The following is an 18,687-nucleotide window of genomic DNA, read 5'->3' on the forward strand; positions in this document are numbered from 1 at the left end:
ATGGCCGACGATCCGTTCGTCCTCGGTGGTACGTCGTTCACGTCCCGTCTGATCATGGGCACGGGCGGGGCGCCGAGCCTGGATGTGCTGGAGCGGTCGCTCGTCGCCTCGGGGACGGAGCTGACGACCGTCGCGATGCGCCGGGTGAACGCCTCGGTGCACGGTTCGGTGCTGTCCGTCCTGGACAGGCTCGGCATCCGGGTGCTGCCCAACACGGCGGGCTGCTTCACCGCCGGCGAGGCCGTCCTCACGGCCCGCCTCGCGCGCGAGGCCCTCGGCACCGACCTGGTCAAACTGGAGGTCATCGCCGACGAGCGCACGCTGCTGCCGGACCCGATCGAGACGCTGGAGGCGGCCGAGACGCTGGTCGACGACGGGTTCACGGTGCTGCCGTACACCAACGACGACCCGGTGCTCGCCCGGAAGCTGGAGGACGCTGGCTGTGCGGCGATCATGCCGCTGGGCTCGCCGATCGGCTCCGGTCTCGGGATCCGCAACCCGCACAACTTCCAGCTGATCGTGGAGCACGCGCGCGTGCCGGTGATCCTGGACGCGGGCGCGGGTACGGCCTCGGACGCTGCGCTGGCGATGGAGCTGGGGTGCGCGGGTGTGATGCTCGCCTCGGCGGTGACGCGGGCCCAGGAACCCGTACTGATGGCCGACGCCATGCGGCACGCGGTGGAGGCGGGGCGGCTGGCGTACCGGGCCGGGCGGATCCCCCGGCGGCATTTCGCGGAGGCGTCGTCGCCGACGGAGGGCAGGGCCGCCCTGGACCCGGAACGGCCCGCTTTCCAGTAGGGACTTGTCCACACGTCACAGGTCGGCTGCAGTCCCGCCCCGAAATCGGGCGGGGCGGGAGAGCTGTCGGTGGCGGCTCGTACACTCGCCTGCGTGGACACGACCCTTCAGGACCCCTTGGTCGGGCAGGTGCTCGACGGCCGGTATCGCATCGACGCGCGGATCGCGGTCGGCGGGATGGCCACGGTCTACCGGGCCGTGGACACCCGGCTCGACCGGGTCCTCGCGCTCAAGGTGATGCACCCCGCGCTCGCGGTCGACGCCTCGTTCGTCGAGCGGTTCATCCGCGAGGCGAAGTCGGTGGCCCGGCTGGCCCATCCGAACGTGGTGCAGGTCTTCGACCAGGGCACCGACGGCTCGTACGTGTACCTGGCGATGGAGTACGTGGCGGGCTGCACGCTGCGTGACGTGCTGCGCGAGCGCGGTGCCCTGCAGCCGCGCGCCGCCCTGGACATCCTGGAGCCGGTGCTGGCCGCTCTGGGCGCCGCCCACCGCGCCGGGTTCGTGCACCGCGACATGAAGCCCGAGAACGTCCTCATAGGGGACGACGGCCGGGTCAAGGTCGCCGACTTCGGTCTGGTCCGGGCCGTGGACACGGTGACGAACACCACCGGCACCGTCCTCGGCACGGTCTCGTACCTCGCCCCGGAGCAGATAGAGGACGGCACCGCCGATCCCCGCGTCGACGTGTACGCGTGCGGCGTGATGCTGTACGAGATGCTGACGGGCGACAAGCCGCACGACGGGGACTCCCCCGCCGTGATCCTCTACAAGCACCTGCACGAGGACGTGCCCCCGCCCTCGGCCGCCGTGCCCGGGATGGCGTACGAGCTGGACGAGCTGGTGGCCTCGGCGACGGCCCGCACCCCGGCGGTCCGTCCGCACGACGCGGTGGCGCTGCTCGCGCAGGTCCGCGACGGACGCGGCCGGCTGAGCGAGGAGCAGCTGGACGCCGTGCCGCCGCAGGCCCTCGCGGTGGACCACGACAACGGCGACGACCGGACGACCGTGATCCCGCGCGCCCTGACCACACCGCGCCCGCTGCCGGTGAACGAGGACGAGGAGGCCTCCGGGGCCGCCCTCGACCGCACCAGCCGGTTCGCGTCCCCGCCGCCGCCCCCGCCGTCCCGGCGCCGCCCGGGGTCCCGGCGCGGGCCGGCGGCGATCGTCGTCGCCGTGCTGCTCGTGCTGGGCATCGGCGCGGGCGTCTGGTACATCAACTCCGGCCAGTTCACCGAGGTCCCGCCGCTGCTGGCGAAGACGCAGGAGCAGGCCGAGAACCGGCTGGAGGACGCCGGTCTCGAACTCGGCAAGGTCGAGCACGCCTACAGCGACACGGTGGAGCGCGGCCAGATCATCAGCAGCGACCCGAAGGCCGGGGAGCGCATCCGCGGCAACGACTCGGTGAGCATCACCGTCTCCGACGGCCCCGAGACCGTGCGGGTGCCCGCTCTGGCGGGCCAGAAGCTGGACGAGGCGCGTGCCCTGCTGAAGGAGGGCGGGCTGGAGCCGGGCATGGTCACGCGGGAGTTCAGCGAGGACGTACCGCGCGGCTCGGTGGTCTCCGCGCGGCCGGCCGACGGCACGAAGGTGCGCTCGGGCACGGCCGTCGCGCTGGTCGTCAGCAAGGGCAGCCCCATCGACATCCCCGACGTCACCGGCTCGGACGAGGCCGACGCGAGGTCCGAGCTGACCGAGGCCGGCCTCAAGGTGAGGATCGCCACCGAGCGGGTCAACTCCTCCGAGTACGACAAGGGCCAGGTCGTCCGGCAGACGCCGAAGTCCGGCAGCACGGCGGCCGAGGGCGACACCGTGACGCTGACGCTGTCGAAGGGCCCCGAGATGGTCGAGGTCCCGGACGTGGTCGGCGCCAGCGTCGACGACGCCACGCGCGCGCTGGAGGGCGCCGGATTCCAGGTCGACGAGGACCGCGGTCTGCTCGGCCTGTTCGGCGACGAGGTCAAGAGCCAGTCCGTCGACGGCGGTGCGACGGCGCCCAAGGGCTCGACGATCACCATCAAGATCAGGTGAGGGGCACGGGCGGCGGCCCGCGGCCGGGGCAGGGCCGGACGCATGACACCCTGAACGGGTGAACAGTCAGCTGTCCGGCCCCTCCCGCAACCCCGTGGGCGGTCACGTCCCCGTGGCCGGCGGGCTCCATTCCGTAGGCCTGTCGTACGCCCGTGACCTGAAGGCGGAGGCCGTCCAGGTCTTCGTCGCCAACCCGCGCGGCTGGGCCACGCCGACCGGTAACCCGAAGCAGGACGAGGCGTTCCGCGCGGCGTGCGCGGCCGAGTCGGTCCCGGCGTATGTGCACGCCCCCTACCTGATCAACTTCGGCTCGCACACCGAGGCGACCGTGGAGCGGTCGGTGGAGTCGCTGCGGCACTCGCTGCGGCGCGGCCGGGAGATCGGGGCGCACGGGGTGGTCGTGCACACGGGCAGCGCGACCGGCGGCCGGGAGCGGTCCGTGGCGCTGAAGCAGGTACGGGAGCACCTGCTGCCGCTGCTGGACGAGCTGACCCACGACGACGACCCGTACCTGTTGCTGGAGTCGACGGCCGGGCAGGGCGCCTCGCTGTGCTCGCGGACGTGGGACTTCGGCCCGTACTTCGAGGCGCTGGACGCCCACCCGATGCTCGGCGTGTGCCTGGACACCTGCCACATCTATGCCGCGGGGCACGACCTGACCGGCCCCGGCGGCATGCACCAGACGCTGGACCTGCTGGTGGACACCGTCGGCGAGGGCCGGCTGAAACTGATCCACGCCAACGACTCCAAGGACGTGGTGGGCGCCCACAAGGACCGGCACGAGAACATCGGCGTCGGCCACATCGGCGAGGACCCGTTCCGCGCCCTGATGACGCACCCCGCGACCGAGGGGGTGCCGCTGATCATCGAGACGCCGGGCGGCAAGCAGGGGCACGCGGCCGACGTGGAACGGCTGAAGAAGCTGCGCGACGGCTGAGCCGTCAGAGGTCGGGGCCGTCCCCGGGCAACTCCTGGTACGAGTAGCGCTGCTCCTGCCAGGGGTCGCCGATGTTGTGGTAGCCGCGCTCCTCCCAGAAGCCCCGCCGGTCGGCGGTCATGTACTCCACGCCGCGCACCCACTTGGGGCCCTTCCAGGCGTAGAGGTGGGGCACGATCAGGCGCAGCGGGAAGCCGTGCTCGGCGGTGAGCAGTTCGCCGTCCTTGTGGGTGGCGAAGAGGACCTGCTCGTCGGCGAAGTCGGTCAGGCGCAGGTTGGAGCTGAATCCGTACTCGGCCCACACCATCACATGGGTGACGTCGTCGGCGGGCGGGGCGAGGTCGAGGAGCGTGCGCGCGGGGATGCCGCCCCACTCGGCGCCCAGCATGCTGAACTTCGTCACGCAGTGCAGGTCGGCCACCACGGTGGTGTGGGGCAGGGCCGTGAACTCCTCGTGGGTCCAGCAGTGCTTGCCGCCGCCCGCGGTGGCGCCGAAGACCCGGAACTCCCAGCGCTCGGGCCGGAACTTGGGGACGGGTCCGTAGTGCGTGACCGGCCAGCCGCGTTGCAGCCGCTGTCCCGGGGGGAGCTCCGGCTGCGTCGCTCCTGCTGGATCGCGCCCTTCTCCCGATTCGTGTTCCAGCGGCTGACCCATGACTCCATCCTGACAGACCCCGGGTGATGCCCCTGACCGGGCTCACTTCGAAAAGGGGCAAACTCAACTAAGCATGCCCTTACTTACTAAGTGCAGACTTACTGGACGATCTTCTTCACCAGTGGAATCATGCGGCGCAACCTGCCAGTTCCCCCGCGTGGAAGGAGCCTCTGCGATGCAGGGCGACCCCGAGGTCCTCGAATTCCTCAACGAGCAGCTGACCGGCGAGCTGACGGCGATCAACCAGTACTGGCTGCATTACCGGATCCAGGACAACAAGGGCTGGACCAAGCTCGCCAAGTACACGCGTGAAGAGTCCATCGATGAGATGAAGCACGCGGACAAGATCACCGAACGCATTCTCATGCTGGACGGCCTGCCCAACTACCAGCGGCTCTTCCACGTACGAGTCGGCCAGACGGTCACCGAGATGTTCCAGGCGGACCGGCAGGTCGAGGTGGAGGCGATCGACCGGCTCAGGCGCGGCATCGAGGTGATGCGCAGCAAGGGCGACATCACGTCCGCGAACCTCTTCGAGTCGATCCTGGAGGACGAGGAGCACCACATCGACTACCTGGACACGCAGCTGGAGCTGATCGAAAAGCTCGGTGAGGCGCTGTACATCGCGCAGCAGATCGAGCAGCCGAGCTAGGGCTGCCGGTCAGGCGGCGTCTTCCAGCTCCGTGAGGACCGGCTCGCCCCGGTCGGCCAGATCACGGCGAGGGCAGGCTCCCCTGCCCAGGATCGCCTGGATACGGCGCACACAGGACCCGCAGTCCGTGCCCGCCTTGCAGGCGGAGGCTATCTGGCGGGGGGTGCAGGCGCCGCCGTCCGCGTGCTGCTTGACCTGCTGCTCGGTGATCCCGAAGCAACTGCAGACGTACACGCGGTTCACCTCCGACGGGTCGTTCTCAGATATGCCGTCCCCGTTGATCGGTGAGGCTAACCTAACCTTACCCGTCGGGTCCGGGGCACAAAAGTGGAGAGGGGCGCGGATCGTGTGATCCGCGCCCCAGTCCATGCCCCGGTAAGAGGCGGACCCGTCACTGGCCCCTGTACATCACTGGTCCCGGTACATCTCGGCCACGAGGAACGCCAGGTCGAGCGACTGGCTGCGGTTGAGCCGCGGGTCGCAGGCCGTCTCGTAGCGCTGGTGCAGGTCGTCGACGAAGATCTCGTCGCCGCCGCCCACGCACTCGGTGACGTCGTCGCCGGTCAGCTCCACGTGGATGCCGCCCGGGTGGGTGCCGAGGGCCTTGTGGACCTCGAAGAAGCCCTTGACCTCGTCGAGCACGTCGTCGAAGCGGCGGGTCTTGTGCCCGGAGGCCGCCTCGTAGGTGTTGCCGTGCATCGGGTCGGTGATCCAGGCGACGGTGGCACCGGAGGCGGTGACCTTCTCGACCAGCTCGGGGAGCTTGTCGCGGACCTTGTCGGCGCCCATGCGGACGATGAAGGTCAGGCGGCCCGGCTCGCGGTCCGGGTCGAGACGGTCGATGTACTGCAGCGCGTCCTCGGCGGTGGTCGTCGGACCCAGCTTGATGCCGATGGGGTTGCGGATCTTCGAGGCGAACTCGATGTGCGCGTGGTCCAGCTGCCGGGTGCGCTCACCGATCCACACCATGTGCCCGGAGACGTCGTACAGCTGGCCAGTGCGCGAGTCGACCCTGGTCAGCGCGGACTCGTAGTCGAGCAGCAGCGCCTCGTGCGAGGCGTAGAACTCGACCGTCTTGAACTCCTCCGGGTCGGCCCCGCAGGCGTGCATGAAGTTCAGCGCGTTGTCGATCTCGCGCGCCAGCTGCTCGTAGCGCTGGCCCGACGGGGACGACTTCACGAAGTCCTGGTTCCAGGCGTGCACCTGGCGCAGGTCGGCGTAGCCGCCGGTGGTGAAGGCGCGCACGAGGTTCAGCGTGGAGGCGGACGCGTGGTACATCCGCTTCAGCCGCTCGGGGTCCGGGACGCGCGCGGCCTCGGTGAAGTCGAAGCCGTTGACGGAGTCGCCGCGGTAGGTCGGCAGCGTCACGCCGTCGCGGGTCTCGGTCGGCTTGGAGCGCGGCTTGGAGTACTGGCCGGCGATGCGGCCGACCTTCACGACCGGCACGGACGCGGCGTACGTGAGCACGGCGCCCATCTGGAGCAGCGTCTTCAGCTTGTTGCGGATGTGGTCGGCGGACACCGCGTCGAAAGCCTCGGCGCAGTCGCCGCCCTGGAGGAGGAACGCCTCTCCCTTGGCGACGGCCGCCAACCGGGCGCGCAGCTGGTCGCACTCGCCCGCGAAGACGAGCGGCGGATACGACGCGAGGTCCGCAACGACTGCGCGCAGAGCCTCGGTGTCGGGGTACTCGGGCTGCTGCGCCGCGGGCAGATCTCGCCAGGTGTTGCCAGCGGAGGCGCTGGTCTTAGCGTTCACGGTCACGACCTCAACACTACGGGGTCGTGTCGGGCGTCCTGACCCATGACCAGCAATTGAGACACCCCGAACACTCCTCGGGCATGGGGTAGGGTGCGTCGCATGTTCGCGCACTCGACCCAGACCTGGTGGTGGACCGCTCATCCGGCGGCCCGCTGACTGCGCGTACTCAAGACTTCGCGAAGGCCGCCCGAGGGGCGGCCTTCGGTGTTTCCCGGGGTCCGTTCCTCTCTCACCGAGATGGAGCACGGACCCATGAACCTGCTCGGCTTGCCGGACGACCCCCGTCCGTTCGCCCTGCTGCGCCGCCGCACCCCGGGCCACGACCAGGAACGGGTCGAGGTCCTGATCGGCCCGGTCGCCCCGCACGACCGCCTCGCCGACCTCCCCGACCGCAGCCTCGCGCTGGTTCCCTTCCGGCAGATCCGCGAGCGCGGCTTCGACGTCCGCGACGACGGCACGCCCCTGCTCGCGCTCACGCCCGAGGAGTCGTACGACGTCCCGCTGGCCGAAGCCCTGGAGCAGCTCCCGGCGCACGACGTGCGCGTCGAGGGCGGCGGTTTCGATGTGGCCGACGAGGAGTACGGCGAGATCGTCGGGCGCGTGCTGCGCGAGGAGATCGGGCGGGGCGAGGGCGCGAACTTCGTGATCCGGCGGACCTACGAGGGCGAGATCCCCGGGTTCGGGCGGACCGACGCGCTGGCCCTGTTCCGCCGGCTGCTGGAGGGCGAGCGGGGCGCGTACTGGACGTTCGTCGTGCACACCGGGGACCGCACGCTGGTCGGGGCCAGCCCCGAGGTGCACGTGCGGATGTCCGGCGGCACGGTCGTCATGAACCCGATCAGCGGCACCTACCGCTACCCCGCCGAGGGGCCCACGCCCGAGCATCTGCTCGGCTTCCTCGCCGACGGCAAGGAGATCGAGGAGCTGTCGATGGTCGTCGACGAGGAGCTCAAGATGATGTGCACCGTCGGCGACATGGGCGGGGTCGTGATCGGGCCCCGGCTGAAGGAGATGGCGCACCTCGCGCACACCGAGTACGAGCTGCGCGGGAAGTCCTCGCTGGACGTGCGGGACGTGCTGCGGGAGACGATGTTCGCGGCGACCGTCACCGGCTCGCCCGTGCAGAACGCCTGCCGGGTCATCGAACGGCACGAGGCCGAGGGGCGGGGCTACTACGCGGGCGCGCTGGCCCTGATCGGCCGGGACTCCGGCGGCGCCCAGACCCTCGACTCCCCGATCCTGATCCGCACCGCCGACATCTCCTCCGAGGGGCGGCTGCGCGTTCCGGTCGGCGCCACGCTCGTGCGCGGGTCCGACCCGGCCGGCGAGGTCGCGGAGACCCATGCGAAGGCGGCGGGTGTCCTGGCGGCCCTGGGTGTACGGCCGGGACGGCCGCGCGAGGAGTCCGTGCGGCCGCGGCTGGCCGACGACCCCCGGGTGCGTGCCGCGCTCGACGGACGCCGCTCCTCGCTCGCGCCCTTCTGGCTGCGGATGCAGGAGCGCTCCGCGGAACTGACCGGCCACGCCCTGGTCGTCGACGGCGAGGACACGTTCACGGCGATGCTCGCGCACGTGCTGCGCGCCGGCGGCCTGGAGGTGAGCGTGCGGCGGTACGACGAGCCGGGACTGCGGGAGGCGGTGCTCGCGCACGAGGGGCCCGTCGTGCTCGGGCCCGGCCCGGGCGACCCGTCCGACCTCGCCGATCCCAAGATGCGCTTCCTGCGCGGCCTCACCTCCGAGGTGATCCGCGGCGAACGGCAGGGCGTGCTGGGGGTGTGCCTCGGGCACGAGCTGATCGCGGCCGAGCTGGGGCTGGACATCGTACGGAAGGAAGTGCCGTACCAGGGGGCGCAGACGGAGATCGAGCTGTTCGGGCGGCGGGAGACCGTCGGGTTCTACAACAGCTTCGTGGCGCGCTGCGACGACGAGGAGGCGGCCGAGCTGTCGGCACACGGGGTCGAGGTCGCTCGCGCCGCCAACGGGGAGGTGCACGCGCTGCGCGCTCGCGGGTTCGCGGGGGTGCAGTTCCATCCCGAGTCGGTGCTGACGCTGAACGGTGCGGCGGTGGTGCGCGAGCTGGTGGCGCAGGTGCGGGGCACGGGCGCGCCCTCGGTCTGACCCGGTGCCGGGCCGTCAGCCGAAGAACACCCCGACCTCCTCGTACAGCGCCGGATCCACCGTCTTCAGGCGGGCCGTGGCGTCCGCGATGGGGACGCGGACGATGTCGGTGCCGCGCAGCGCGACCATCCGGCCGAAGTCGCGGTCGCGGACGCAGTCGATGGCGTGCAGCCCGAAGCGGGTGGCGAGCCAGCGGTCGAAGGCGCTGGGGGTGCCGCCGCGCTGGACATGCCCGAGGACCGTGGTGCGGGCTTCCTTGCCCGTGCGCTTCTCGATCTCCTTGGCGAGCCACTCGCCGACCCCGGACAGCCGGACGTGCCCGAAGGAGTCCAGCGACTGGTCCTTGAGGACCATGTCGCCGTCCCTCGGCATCGCCCCTTCGGCGACGACGACGATCGGCGCGTACGACGCCCGGAAGCGGGAGGTCACCCAGGCGCACACCTGCTCGACGTCGAAGCGCTGCTCGGGGATGAGGATGACGTTGGCGCCGCCGGCCAGGCCCGAGTGCAGGGCGATCCAGCCGGCGTGACGGCCCATCACTTCGACGACCAGGACCCGCATATGGGACTCGGCGGTGGTGTGCAGCCGGTCGATGGCCTCGGTCGCGATGCCGACGGCGGTGTCGAAGCCGAAGGTGTAGTCGGTGGCGGACAGGTCGTTGTCGATCGTCTTCGGCACGCCCACGCAGGGCACTCCGTGCTCGTCGGAGAGGCGGGCGGCCACCCCGAGGGTGTCCTCGCCGCCGATGGTGATCAGCGCATCGACTTCCAGCTCGGCGAGGGTCTGCTTGATCCTGCGGATGCCGTCCGCCACCTTCAGCGGGTTGGTCCGTGAGGAGCCGAGGACGGTGCCGCCGCGGGGCAGGATGCCGCGCACGGCGGGGATGTCGAGACGGACGGTGGCGTTCTCCAGGGGTCCTCGCCAGCCGTCCCGGAAGCCGGTGAAGTCATAGCCGTACTCCTGCACGCCCTTGCGGACGATGGCCCGGATGACGGCGTTGAGGCCGGGGCAGTCGCCGCCTCCGGTCAGTACTCCGACGCGCATGGAACAGTCCCTTCGCCGCAGGTGCCTGACGAAGGGTCAGTGTGACGGGCGTCTCACTCGTCGTCGAGGCCGCGCTCTATCGCGTACCTGACGAGCTCGACGCGGTTGTGCAACTGGAGCTTGCCCAACGTGTTCTGGACGTGGTTCTGCACCGTGCGGTGGGAGATGACCAGGCGTTCGGCGATCTGCTTGTAGCTCAGGCCCTTGGCGACCAGCCGCAGCACCTCGGTCTCGCGGTCGGTGAGCCGGGGCGCCTTGGGTTCGTCGGTGTCGGGGGCGGGGGCGGGCTCGGAGGCCAGGCGGCGGTACTCGCCGAGGACCAGTCCGGCCAGGCCGGGGGTGAAGACCGGGTCGCCGACGGCCGTGCGGCGGACCGCGTCCTGGAGCTCGCCGGTGGAGGCCGACTTCAGCAGATAGCCGGTCGCGCCGGACTTCACGGCCTCCAGGACGTCGGCGTGCTCGCCGCTCGCGGACAGCACGAGGACGCGCAGCGCGGGGTTCTCGCCGACGACCTCCTTGCAGACCTGGACGCCGGGCTTGCCGGGCAGGTTCAGGTCGAGCACGAGGACGTCGGGCGCGGCGGCCTTGGCGCGGCGTACGGCCTGCTCGCCGTCGCCCGCGGTGGCGACCACCTCGAAGCCCGACTCGGCCAGGTCGCGGGCGACGGCGTCGCGCCACATGGGGTGGTCGTCGACGACCATGACCCTGATCGGGTCCTGCCGGTCTGCGCTGGTCTCCGTCATCGCTGCTCCGCCTTCCCCCGTGTGTCCGTCACGTCCTTCGGTACCTTCAGCTCGACCTCCGTGCCCTGTCCCGGCACCGAGATCAGTTCCGCGCTGCCGCCGAGGTCGCGCAGCCGGCCGCGGATGGACAGGGCGACGCCGAGCCGCCCCTCGCCCTCGGCCTGGACGAGCCGCCCCTCCGGGATGCCGGGGCCGTCGTCCCGGACGGTGACGATCACCTCGTCCGGCTCGTCCTCGACGAGGATCCACGCGCGCGCGTCCTGACCGGCATGCCGGCGGACGTTGTCCAGGGCGGCCCCGACGGCTGCGGCGACCTCCCGGGCGGCGGCCGGCGCCAGCGGTACGGGCGCGCCGGGCTCCGCGAGGCTGACCAGGGCACCCGCGTACGGCGCGAGCAGGGCGCGCAGGTCGACGGGGCCGCTCGGCTCCGGCTCCTCGTCGACGGCCCGGACGAGCGCGCCCTCGGCGGCGTCCTCCGAGACCCGCGAGACGGGCACGAGGCCGCCGGAGACCAGGGTGCGCAGCGCGACCTCCTGCTCACCGGCCATCCGGCCCAGCTCGGCCGCCTCTCCGCCGAGCACGGCCCCGCGGCGCTGCACCATCGCCAGCACCTGGAGCACGCTGTCGTGGATGTCCCGGGCGAGGCGCTCCCGCTCGCGCGTCGCGGCCTCGATCTCCAGGGCGCGGGCGAGGGTGCGCTCGGAGGCCCGGGCGACCTCGACGACGTAGCCGATGGCGACGGAGGCGATGCAGACCAGGATGACGTTGTGGACGGTGTCGCGGGCCGGGCTGCCGCGCTCGACCAGGTTGGCTACGGCCACGAGGCCGGAGGCGAGGGCCGCCCAGCGCCAGCCGCCCTTGATGGCGAAGGCGAGGACGGCACCGGCGGTCCAGATCGACGGCAGCGTCGGGCCACCCGCCTGGACCCGCTCGTGGGCGTCGGCGACGGGCGTGAGCAGGATGCCGGTGACGGCGATGGTGAGGTCGGCGGCGAGGAACCGCTTGGTGCAGCGGGCGGCGTTCGCGACGCGGGGCAGCGTGGCCAGGGTCCAGGCGCACAGCACGGCGAAGTAGGCGACGGCGACCCAGGGGCGGGTGAACTCGTCGTAGGCGGTGGCGAACAGGCCGACCGCGTACAGCATCGTGAGCACCCGGTACCCGGTGAGGGCACGCCACAGGGGCTGCTCGACCGACATCCTCATGACTCGCTCGCGCTTGGCCATCTCCCCCGCCCCCCGACCGAAGCCCCGGCTAGGGCTCGGTCCGCCGCCGCTCCTGCTCCTGCTTTTCCTTCTCGGCCTGTTCCTTCTCGGCCCGCGCGAGAGCGGCCTTGGCCGCCTTCTCGGCTTCCTTCTCCGCCTTCGCCGCTTCCGTGAGCTGCCGCTTCATGGCCGTCGCGTACATGTCGACGTACTCCTGGCCGGAGAGGTTCATGATCTCGTACATGACCTCGTCGGTCACCGCGCGCAGCACGAACCGGTCGTGCTCCATGCCCTGGTAGCGGCTGAAGTCCAGGGGCTTGCCGATCCGGATGCCGGGCCGCATCAGCTTCGGCATGACCTTTCCGGGCGGCTGGATCTTCTCCGTGTCGATCATGGCGACGGGGATGACCGGCGCGCCCGTGGCGAGCGCCACGCGCGCGAGGCCACCCGGCTTGCCCCGGTAGAGCCGCCCGTCGGGCGAGCGCGTGCCCTCCGGGTAGATCCCGAACAGCTCACCGCGCTCCAGCACCTCTACGCCGCTCTTGATGGCGGCCTCACCCGCGCCGCGCGCCCCGGAGCGGTCCACGGGGAGCTGCCCGACCCCCTTGAAGAAGGCGGCCGTCATCCGGCCCTTCACGCCGGGCGTGGTGAAGTACTCGGCCTTCGCGATGAAGGTGACCTTGCGGTCGAGGACGGCGGGCAGGAAGAACGAGTCTGAGAACGACAGGTGATTGCTCGCCAGGATCGCAGCGCCCTCGGCGGGTACGTTCTCCAGGCCCTCCACCCAGGGTCTGAAGGCGAGCTTCAGCGGACCCCCGATGGTGACCTTCATCGCGCCATACAACAACCGAGTGCCTCCTGTATGTGTCGATCAGACCTTAACCCGGAGCACCGTCAAAGGCGCCGACGGCCCTGGTCGGTGTCAGTGCGGTCGCGTACGGTGAAGGTCCCGCGAACGCCGTGCGACCCCTTCCATGACGTTCCGTGACATTCCGTGATCGTGCCAGTCCCTTCTCACGACCAGGAGGCCGAAGGTGCCGGTCCTTGCCGGAGCCGAGCCGTTTCACCACGAAGGCGGAGAGGTCGCCGTCCTCCTCTGCCACGGCTTCACCGGATCACCGCAGTCGCTGCGCCCCTGGGCGGAGCACCTCGCCGAGCACGGCCTGACCGTCTCCCTGCCGCTGCTGCCCGGGCACGGCACGCGCTGGGAGGACCTGCGGATCACCGGCTGGCAGGACTGGTACGCGGAGGTGGACCGCGCGCTGCGTCTGCTGTGCGAGCGCCGCGAGACGGTCTTCGTGGCCGGTCTGTCCATGGGCGGCGCACTCGCCCTGCGGCTGGCCGCCAAGCACGGCGACGCCGTCCGCGGTGTCATGGTCGTCAACCCCGCGAACAAGGTGCACGGCCTGGCCGCGCACGCCCTGCCGGTGGTGCGCCACCTCGTCCCCGCGACGAAGGGCATCGCCAGCGACATCGCCAAGCCGGACGGCAGGGAGCTCGGCTACGACCGGGTGCCGCTGCACGCGGCTCACTCGCTGCGGCAGTTCTTCCAGGCCACCGACCGCGAGCTGCCGCAGGTCACGCAGCCGGTGCTGCTGATGCGCAGCCCGCAGGACCATGTGGTGCCGCCCGCCGACTCGGCCCGGATCCTCAGCCGCATCTCCTCGACGGATGTGAAAGAGGTCATCCTGGAACAGAGCTACCACGTCGCCACGTTGGACCATGACGCGGACCGGATCCACGAGGAGAGCCTCGCGTTCATCGGCCGCATCGCGTCCGCCCTCGGCAAGGAGCCCGGGCTCGGCAAGGAAGGGACGACCGCAGGTGGCTGAGCACGACTCCGACCGTGAGGGCCGGGAGCCGGAGGAGCAGGGCGTCCCCTTCGACGAGGAGGCCGCCTGGGCGGCGATCGTCGCCGGGTATGGCGAGGAGCCGCCGGACCCGCCGGGCGCCAAGCCGTTCAAGTCCATCGAGGACCTGGCCCTGCCGGCGGCCGGGACCAACGACGCCGGGATCGACGGCGGCGACACGGCCGTGAAGTCCGGCGACACCGTCAAGCCGGCCGAGCCGCGGGAGGCCGAGGAGCCCGGGGACAAGGCCGTGCAGCCCCTGGGAGGCTCCGTCTCGTTCGCGCCGGGCGTCGGCCCGCGCGACTACACCACGCCCGAGCCCGCAGAGGACGACTTCGACGAGGACGACGAGGGCCACTTCGTGCCCCCGGAGCCGCCCCCGCTGCCGACCGCCGACCCGACGTCCAAGTTCGCCTGGCTCGGCGTGCTCGGCGGGCCGGTGCTGCTCCTGCTGGCCGTGCTGCTCGGCTGGGACATGACGTGGTGGCTGGCCACGCTGGGGATCGGCGGGTTCCTCGGCGGGTTCGCGACGCTGGTGATGCGCATGCGCACGGACGACGAGGACGACGACCCCGGGCGGGGCGCGGTCGTCTAGACCCTAGGAAGCGGGAACCCTGAGGGCGGCCAGGACCGGAAGGTGGTCCGTGGCCGCCCTCAGGTCCGCGTCGGACACCCCCGGCTGCCCGGTCGGCACGCCGCAGCCCAGGACCTCGATGCCGTCGGTCGCGAAGATCGCGTCGATGCGCTGGTAGGGGTCGGCGGGGGTCCAGGTGTGTTCGCCGCCCCAGGGGGCCGCGGCCCGGCAGTCGGTCAGCCGGCCGGCCAGCCGGCGGAAGGCCGGGCCCTCGGGGCGTTCGTTGAGGTCGCCGCCGGCGATCGCGTGCTCCACGCCCAGGCCGGCGAGCCGGTCCAGGAGCATGCCGGACTGCTCGTAGCGCTCGTCCTTCTGGAGGGACAGGTGGCAGCTGAGCACGCCGAGGCGGGCGCCGGCGATGCGGACGACCGCGGTGGCGAAACCGCGGCGGTGCAGACCGGGGGTGGGGGGCAGGAGGATGTCCTCCGTGCGTTCGACGGTCACCCGCAGCGAACTGAGGATGGCCGGTCCCGTGGTGGTGGCGCCGCCGGTGACGATCACCAGGTCGGAGGCGAGGGCCAGGCGGGCGAGTTTCTTGCGCCAGCGGAAGAAGCGCGGGGCTTCCTGGATGAGGACGAGGTCGGGCTCGCAGGCCCTGATGACGCGGGCCAGGGCATCGGTGTCGTCGCGCATGGAGCGGATGTTGTAGCCGAGAACCCTGATGACTGCGGAACCGTCGGGTTCTGTACGCGAGTTGGGGAGCAGCGACATGTGATCAATTTACGCCCGGAGGGGCGGGGCGCGGGGTTGGGCGCGAGTGCCGGTCGTTCGTGGCTTGTCGCGCCCACGCGGCGGAGCCGCACGTCGATACAGCCCCGCGCCCCTGAGGCGCCTCCCCTGAGGCGCGTCCCCCGAGGGCGTCTACATGATCGGGTCGGGCTCCCGGGCCAGGTCCGCCGCGCCCACCAGGCCGGCCTTGTTGCCCAGTTCCGCCGCGCGGACCTCGGCCACCGGGCGCCAGTTGCCGCCGACCAGCCAGCGCTTGTACGACTTGCGGATCGGACCCAGGACCAGTTCGCCCTCGTCGGAGAGGCCGCCGCCGACGATGAACGCGGAGGGGTCGAAGAGGGAGGCCAGGTCGGCGAGGCCCGCGCCGACCCAGCGGGCCAGTTCGCGGTAGGAGTCGACGGCGACCCGGTCGCCCTGGCGGGCGGCCATGGAGATGTGCTTGCCCTCGATGCCGTCGGGCGTGCCGTTGCCGAGGCCGAGCAGGGTCTCGGCGTTCTCGGGGGTGGCATTGGCGCGCTGCTTGGCGTACCTCACCAGGGCCCGGCCCGACGCGTACTGCTCCCAGCAGCCCTGCGAGCCGCAGCCGCACAGCAGGCCGTCCGGCACCATGCGGATGTGCCCGAACTCGGCGGCCACGCCGAAGTGTCCGCGGCGCAGCTTGTTGCCGATGATGATGCCGCCGCCGAGGCCGGTGCCCAGCGTGATGCAGATGACGTTGCGGTGGCCCTTGCCCGCGCCGAACTTGTACTCGCCCCACGCCGCCGCGTTGGCGTCGTTCTCCACGACCACCGGGAGGCCCACGCGAGCCTCGACCTTTTCCTTGAGCGGCTCGTTGCGCCAGTGGATGTTGGGCGCGAAGTAGACCTCGGAGCGCTGCCGGTTCACGTAGCCGGCGGCGCCGATGCCCACGCCGACGATGTCGTGACCGACGCGAGCGCCGTCCACCGCCGAGGCGATGGCGTCCACGATGCCCTCAGCCGTGCCCGGGGTCGGCACCTTGTGGGTCGAGAGGATGTTGCCTTCCTCATCGACCACGCCGGCCGCGATCTTCGTGCCGCCGATGTCGACGCCGATGGTGAGTCCCATGAATCCCTCAGTTTCGGTCGAGCCCCGCTACGGATAACGGTACCCGAGGCCCTGCGGTCGGGTCGGCGGTCGTCCGCACGGTGGGCACCCCCGGCCGGCCGCACCGGGCCCGCCGCTCGCCGGGGCCGGGGACTCAGTCCAGGTCGATGCGCTCCCCGGGACCGGCGTCGTCGCCGCCGTCCCGGCGTCCGTCCTGGTCACGGGGGTCGCCTTGATCGTCGCGGCCGGTCCAGCGGCGCTCCTGGGCCTGGACGGCGGAGCGGTAGGCGGCGAGCAGTTCGTTCCCGGCCGCCGCCAGGTGGTCGAAGACGTCCGGGTTGCGTTCGATGACGGGTTCCACGGCGTCCTTGGCCTGCTGGACGACCTGCCGGACCACTTGCTGGGCGGCGGGCCCCGCGACCGCGCCGAGCAGCGGGGACTGGACGCCGGAGAGTTTCTCCGCGACGGCGTCGACGAGCTTCTTCAGCTCGTCGGCCGCGGAGCCCGGGGGTTTGCCGTACTGAGTGCGGCGGCGGGCCTTCTCCGCCTGGAGGTCCTCGGCGCACGCGGTCGCCCAGGCGTCGGCGTCGCTCGCCCGCACCTCGTCCGCGGCCTCTTCGCGGGCGGCGCCGGACGGGGAGGGCTCTTCGCTCATGACGGACTCCTGACTACGGTTCGTCCCTACGACGTTACCCGAACGGGCGTACCGCGTTCACGGGCCGGGGCCGGCCGTTCCTCCCCGGTCCGCCGCCCGCCGTGTCACCTGCTCTGCGGCCACAGTCCGGGGTCGGGCACGAAGCGGATCCGCAGCTCGCCCTCGCGCAGGGCGGCCCCGTCGACGGTGCAGCGGCGCAGCGCGGAGGGCAGCGGGACGATCCGGCGGAACCGCCCCGCCGTGACGACGAGTTCGTCGCCGCGCCGGACGAGGTCCAGTTCCTCGCGTATGGCACCGGGTAGCGGGATCTGCCAGACGAGGACGCCGTCTGCGTCGAGCCGGTCGGTCACGGGCCAGTCGGCCGCGGGGGGTGCCGGCTGCACGCCGGGCACGGCGAGGGCGGTGAGGTCGTCGGTGCCGCGCGGGTCGTGTCCGAGGTGGGCCACGGTGCGGACGTCGTGGGACTCCCGCCACTCCTCCAGTGTCTTGCGCTGCTGGGCGACGGGGCCGGCGAGCCAGGTGTCCGGGGACGCCTCGGGCAGGACGCGGTTGGCGATCACGACGTCGGTGCGCAGACCGCGCAGGGCGAGGCCGAGGCCGGCGGTGCGCAGCGCTTCGGCACCGGCCGGGCCGGGCTCGGCGACCAGACGTACGACGGTGTCCCGGTCGGCGACGACCGCTTCGACGGCGGCCAGTTCCAGGTCCCAGCGGCCGGCCGTCTCGTAGAGCCACTCGGCGGGCATGGGGACGCCGGCGAGGCGGCCGAGGACGGGGCGCAGGGCGCGGGCGGCCTGCCGTTCGGCCGGGAGCAGCCGGCGCAGGTAGCGGCGGAGTTCCTCGGGCAGGGCGAGGAGGGCGAGGGCCTGCGGGGCCGGGGGGAGGTCGACGACGAGGGTGTCGTACTTCTCCGACAGCGCGGCGTCGCGCAGGGCGCGCAGCAGGGCCAGTTCCTCGGCGCCGGGCAGGGGGGTGAGTTCGTCGGGGTCGAGGCGGGAGGCGCCGAGGAGGTCCAGGGCGGTGGAGGCGCGGTCCTGGAGTGCGGTGAGGTCCTTGCGGAAGTCCTGGGCGGCGTCGGGGCGCCAGGCGGTGAGCCCGGGGGCGGCCTGGACCGGGGCCGGGCCGGTCGGCACCCCCAGGGCGGCACCGAGACTGTCCGTGCGGTCGGTGCCGAGGACGAGGGTGCGGGTGCCCTCGGCCGCCGCGGCCAGGGCGGTCGCGGCCGCGAGGGTGGTACGACCGCTGCCGCCGGGGCCGGTGATCAGGATGGTGCGCATGGGGCTGAACGGTACCGGGAGTCGCCGGAGCGCCCGGTGCTGCCGCCGGCCGGCTGCGCGGCCGGGGCTACTTGCCCGCTTCGACCCGCTTCTTCAGCCCGGCCAGCGCCCGGTCGATGATGACCTTCTCCGCCTTGCGCTTGATCATGCCGAGCATGGGGATCTTGACGTCCACGGTCAGGACGTACGTGACCTCCGTGCCGCCCGCGCCGGACGGCTTGAGGATGTACGAGCCGTCGAGGGAGCGCAGCATCTGGGACTTCACCAGCGTCCAGGACACCTCGTTCTCGCCGGTCCAGGTGTACCCGAGGACCTGGTCGTCCTTGATCGCGCCCGCGTCCATGACGAGACGGACCTGCTCGGCGCGGCCCTGGGCGTCGGTCTTGAGGACCTCCGCCTCCTTCACCTCGCCGGTCCAGTCCGGGTAGCGGGCGAAGTCGGAGATGACCGCCATGACGTCGGCCGGGGCGGCCTCGATGGTGATGCTCGAGCTGGTGTGTTCCGCCATCGCCGTGGCTCCTCCAGATGCGGGCCGGTAAGAC

The 18,687-nt window shown here is 71.9% G+C and carries 20 protein-coding genes; 8 read left to right on the forward strand and 12 right to left on the reverse strand.

The genetic code is table 11. The features are described from left to right. The 3 genes from RFN52_RS10545 (at position 1) to RFN52_RS10555 (ending at position 3,766) form a co-directional block, all read left to right on the forward strand. Complete coding sequence (locus RFN52_RS10545; protein WP_184845396.1) at positions 1 to 798, forward strand: thiazole synthase; 798 nt, start codon at positions 1 to 3, stop codon at positions 796 to 798. 93 nt (positions 799 to 891) lie between these two features. Next, the gene (gene pknB, locus RFN52_RS10550; RefSeq protein WP_184845398.1) at positions 892 to 2,829 is read left to right on the forward strand and encodes a Stk1 family PASTA domain-containing Ser/Thr kinase; all 1,938 of its coding nucleotides are present in this window, start codon (positions 892 to 894) and stop codon (positions 2,827 to 2,829) included. Positions 2,830 to 2,887: 58 nt separating this feature from the next. Next, complete coding sequence (locus RFN52_RS10555) at positions 2,888 to 3,766, forward strand: deoxyribonuclease IV (RefSeq protein ID WP_184845400.1); 879 nt, start codon at positions 2,888 to 2,890, stop codon at positions 3,764 to 3,766. 4 nt (positions 3,767 to 3,770) lie between these two features. Here the strand turns inward: RFN52_RS10555 and RFN52_RS10560 are convergent, their stop codons facing one another. Continuing rightward, on the reverse strand, positions 3,771 to 4,421 hold the full coding sequence (locus RFN52_RS10560) for a sulfite oxidase-like oxidoreductase (RefSeq protein ID WP_184845402.1): 651 nt from the start codon (positions 4,419 to 4,421) through the stop codon (positions 3,771 to 3,773). Positions 4,422 to 4,596: 175 nt separating this feature from the next. On the opposite strand from RFN52_RS10560, the gene bfr reads away from it, so the two are divergent. Next, positions 4,597 to 5,073 carry a bacterioferritin gene (gene bfr, locus RFN52_RS10565; protein WP_033312705.1) on the forward strand — a complete coding sequence of 159 codons (477 nt, stop codon included), beginning with the start codon at positions 4,597 to 4,599 and terminating at the stop codon, positions 5,071 to 5,073. 9 nt (positions 5,074 to 5,082) lie between these two features. On the opposite strand, the gene RFN52_RS10570 is transcribed toward bfr, so the two are convergent. Together RFN52_RS10570 and RFN52_RS10575 are read right to left on the reverse strand one after the other, a co-directional pair. Continuing rightward, the gene (locus RFN52_RS10570) at positions 5,083 to 5,316 is read right to left on the reverse strand and encodes a (2Fe-2S)-binding protein (protein WP_062931395.1); all 234 of its coding nucleotides are present in this window, start codon (positions 5,314 to 5,316) and stop codon (positions 5,083 to 5,085) included. A gap of 165 nt (positions 5,317 to 5,481) precedes the next feature. Then, entirely contained in the window at positions 5,482 to 6,834 is a 1,353-nt protein-coding gene (locus RFN52_RS10575; RefSeq protein WP_184845404.1) for a class II 3-deoxy-7-phosphoheptulonate synthase, read from the reverse strand. 96 nt (positions 6,835 to 6,930) lie between these two features. Between RFN52_RS10575 and RFN52_RS40055 the strand changes: the two genes are divergently transcribed. After that, positions 6,931 to 6,987 (forward strand): trp operon leader peptide, encoded by a 57-nt coding sequence (locus RFN52_RS40055; RefSeq protein ID WP_078625594.1) that lies wholly within the window; start codon positions 6,931 to 6,933, stop codon positions 6,985 to 6,987. A gap of 96 nt (positions 6,988 to 7,083) precedes the next feature. Next, complete coding sequence (locus RFN52_RS10580) at positions 7,084 to 8,949, forward strand: anthranilate synthase family protein (RefSeq protein ID WP_184845406.1); 1,866 nt, start codon at positions 7,084 to 7,086, stop codon at positions 8,947 to 8,949. Positions 8,950 to 8,964: 15 nt separating this feature from the next. On the opposite strand, the gene RFN52_RS10585 is transcribed toward RFN52_RS10580, so the two are convergent. From RFN52_RS10585 to RFN52_RS10600, 4 genes are read right to left on the reverse strand one after another with little or no spacing between them, the layout of a single operon-like run. Next, positions 8,965 to 9,993, reverse strand: coding sequence for a 6-phosphofructokinase (locus tag RFN52_RS10585; protein ID WP_184845408.1), 1,029 nt, complete (start codon positions 9,991 to 9,993; stop codon positions 8,965 to 8,967). Positions 9,994 to 10,046: 53 nt separating this feature from the next. After that, positions 10,047 to 10,736, reverse strand: coding sequence for a response regulator (locus RFN52_RS10590; protein WP_184845410.1), 690 nt, complete (start codon positions 10,734 to 10,736; stop codon positions 10,047 to 10,049). Further along, the gene (gene macS / locus RFN52_RS10595) at positions 10,733 to 11,959 is read right to left on the reverse strand and encodes a MacS family sensor histidine kinase (protein ID WP_184845412.1); all 1,227 of its coding nucleotides are present in this window, start codon (positions 11,957 to 11,959) and stop codon (positions 10,733 to 10,735) included. The genes RFN52_RS10590 and macS overlap by 4 nt, the downstream gene beginning before the upstream one ends. Before the next feature lie 28 nt (positions 11,960 to 11,987). Then, entirely contained in the window at positions 11,988 to 12,770 is a 783-nt protein-coding gene (locus RFN52_RS10600; RefSeq protein ID WP_184845414.1) for a lysophospholipid acyltransferase family protein, read from the reverse strand. Between the two features lie 202 nt (positions 12,771 to 12,972). On the opposite strand from RFN52_RS10600, the gene RFN52_RS10605 reads away from it, so the two are divergent. Beyond that, positions 12,973 to 13,770, forward strand: a complete 798-nt coding sequence (locus RFN52_RS10605) for an alpha/beta hydrolase (RefSeq protein WP_184845416.1) — start codon at positions 12,973 to 12,975, stop codon at positions 13,768 to 13,770. Then, positions 13,763 to 14,383, forward strand: a complete 621-nt coding sequence (locus tag RFN52_RS10610; RefSeq protein WP_184845417.1) for a hypothetical protein — start codon at positions 13,763 to 13,765, stop codon at positions 14,381 to 14,383. The genes RFN52_RS10605 and RFN52_RS10610 overlap by 8 nt, the downstream gene beginning before the upstream one ends. Before the next feature lie 3 nt (positions 14,384 to 14,386). Here RFN52_RS10610 and RFN52_RS10615 read toward each other — a convergent pair whose 3' ends face one another. The 5 genes from RFN52_RS10615 to RFN52_RS10635 form a co-directional block, all read right to left on the reverse strand. Beyond that, positions 14,387 to 15,133 (reverse strand): endonuclease/exonuclease/phosphatase family protein, encoded by a 747-nt coding sequence (locus RFN52_RS10615; RefSeq protein WP_184845419.1) that lies wholly within the window; start codon positions 15,131 to 15,133, stop codon positions 14,387 to 14,389. A 150-nt stretch (positions 15,134 to 15,283) separates the two neighbouring features. After that, positions 15,284 to 16,237: an ROK family glucokinase gene (locus tag RFN52_RS10620; RefSeq protein ID WP_031107652.1), complete on the reverse strand. Its 954-nt coding sequence runs from the start codon at positions 16,235 to 16,237 to the stop codon at positions 15,284 to 15,286. A 133-nt stretch (positions 16,238 to 16,370) separates the two neighbouring features. After that, positions 16,371 to 16,871 carry a DUF5304 domain-containing protein gene (locus tag RFN52_RS10625; protein WP_184845421.1) on the reverse strand — a complete coding sequence of 167 codons (501 nt, stop codon included), beginning with the start codon at positions 16,869 to 16,871 and terminating at the stop codon, positions 16,371 to 16,373. A 104-nt stretch (positions 16,872 to 16,975) separates the two neighbouring features. Next, the gene (locus RFN52_RS10630; protein WP_184845423.1) at positions 16,976 to 18,145 is read right to left on the reverse strand and encodes an ArsA family ATPase; all 1,170 of its coding nucleotides are present in this window, start codon (positions 18,143 to 18,145) and stop codon (positions 16,976 to 16,978) included. A 67-nt stretch (positions 18,146 to 18,212) separates the two neighbouring features. Further along, entirely contained in the window at positions 18,213 to 18,653 is a 441-nt protein-coding gene (locus RFN52_RS10635; RefSeq protein ID WP_062926382.1) for an SRPBCC family protein, read from the reverse strand. Between the last annotated feature and the right edge of the window lie 34 nt (positions 18,654 to 18,687).

It is taken from the genome of Streptomyces collinus (genome assembly GCF_031348265.1).
GTDB lineage: Bacteria > Actinomycetota > Actinomycetes > Streptomycetales > Streptomycetaceae > Streptomyces > Streptomyces collinus.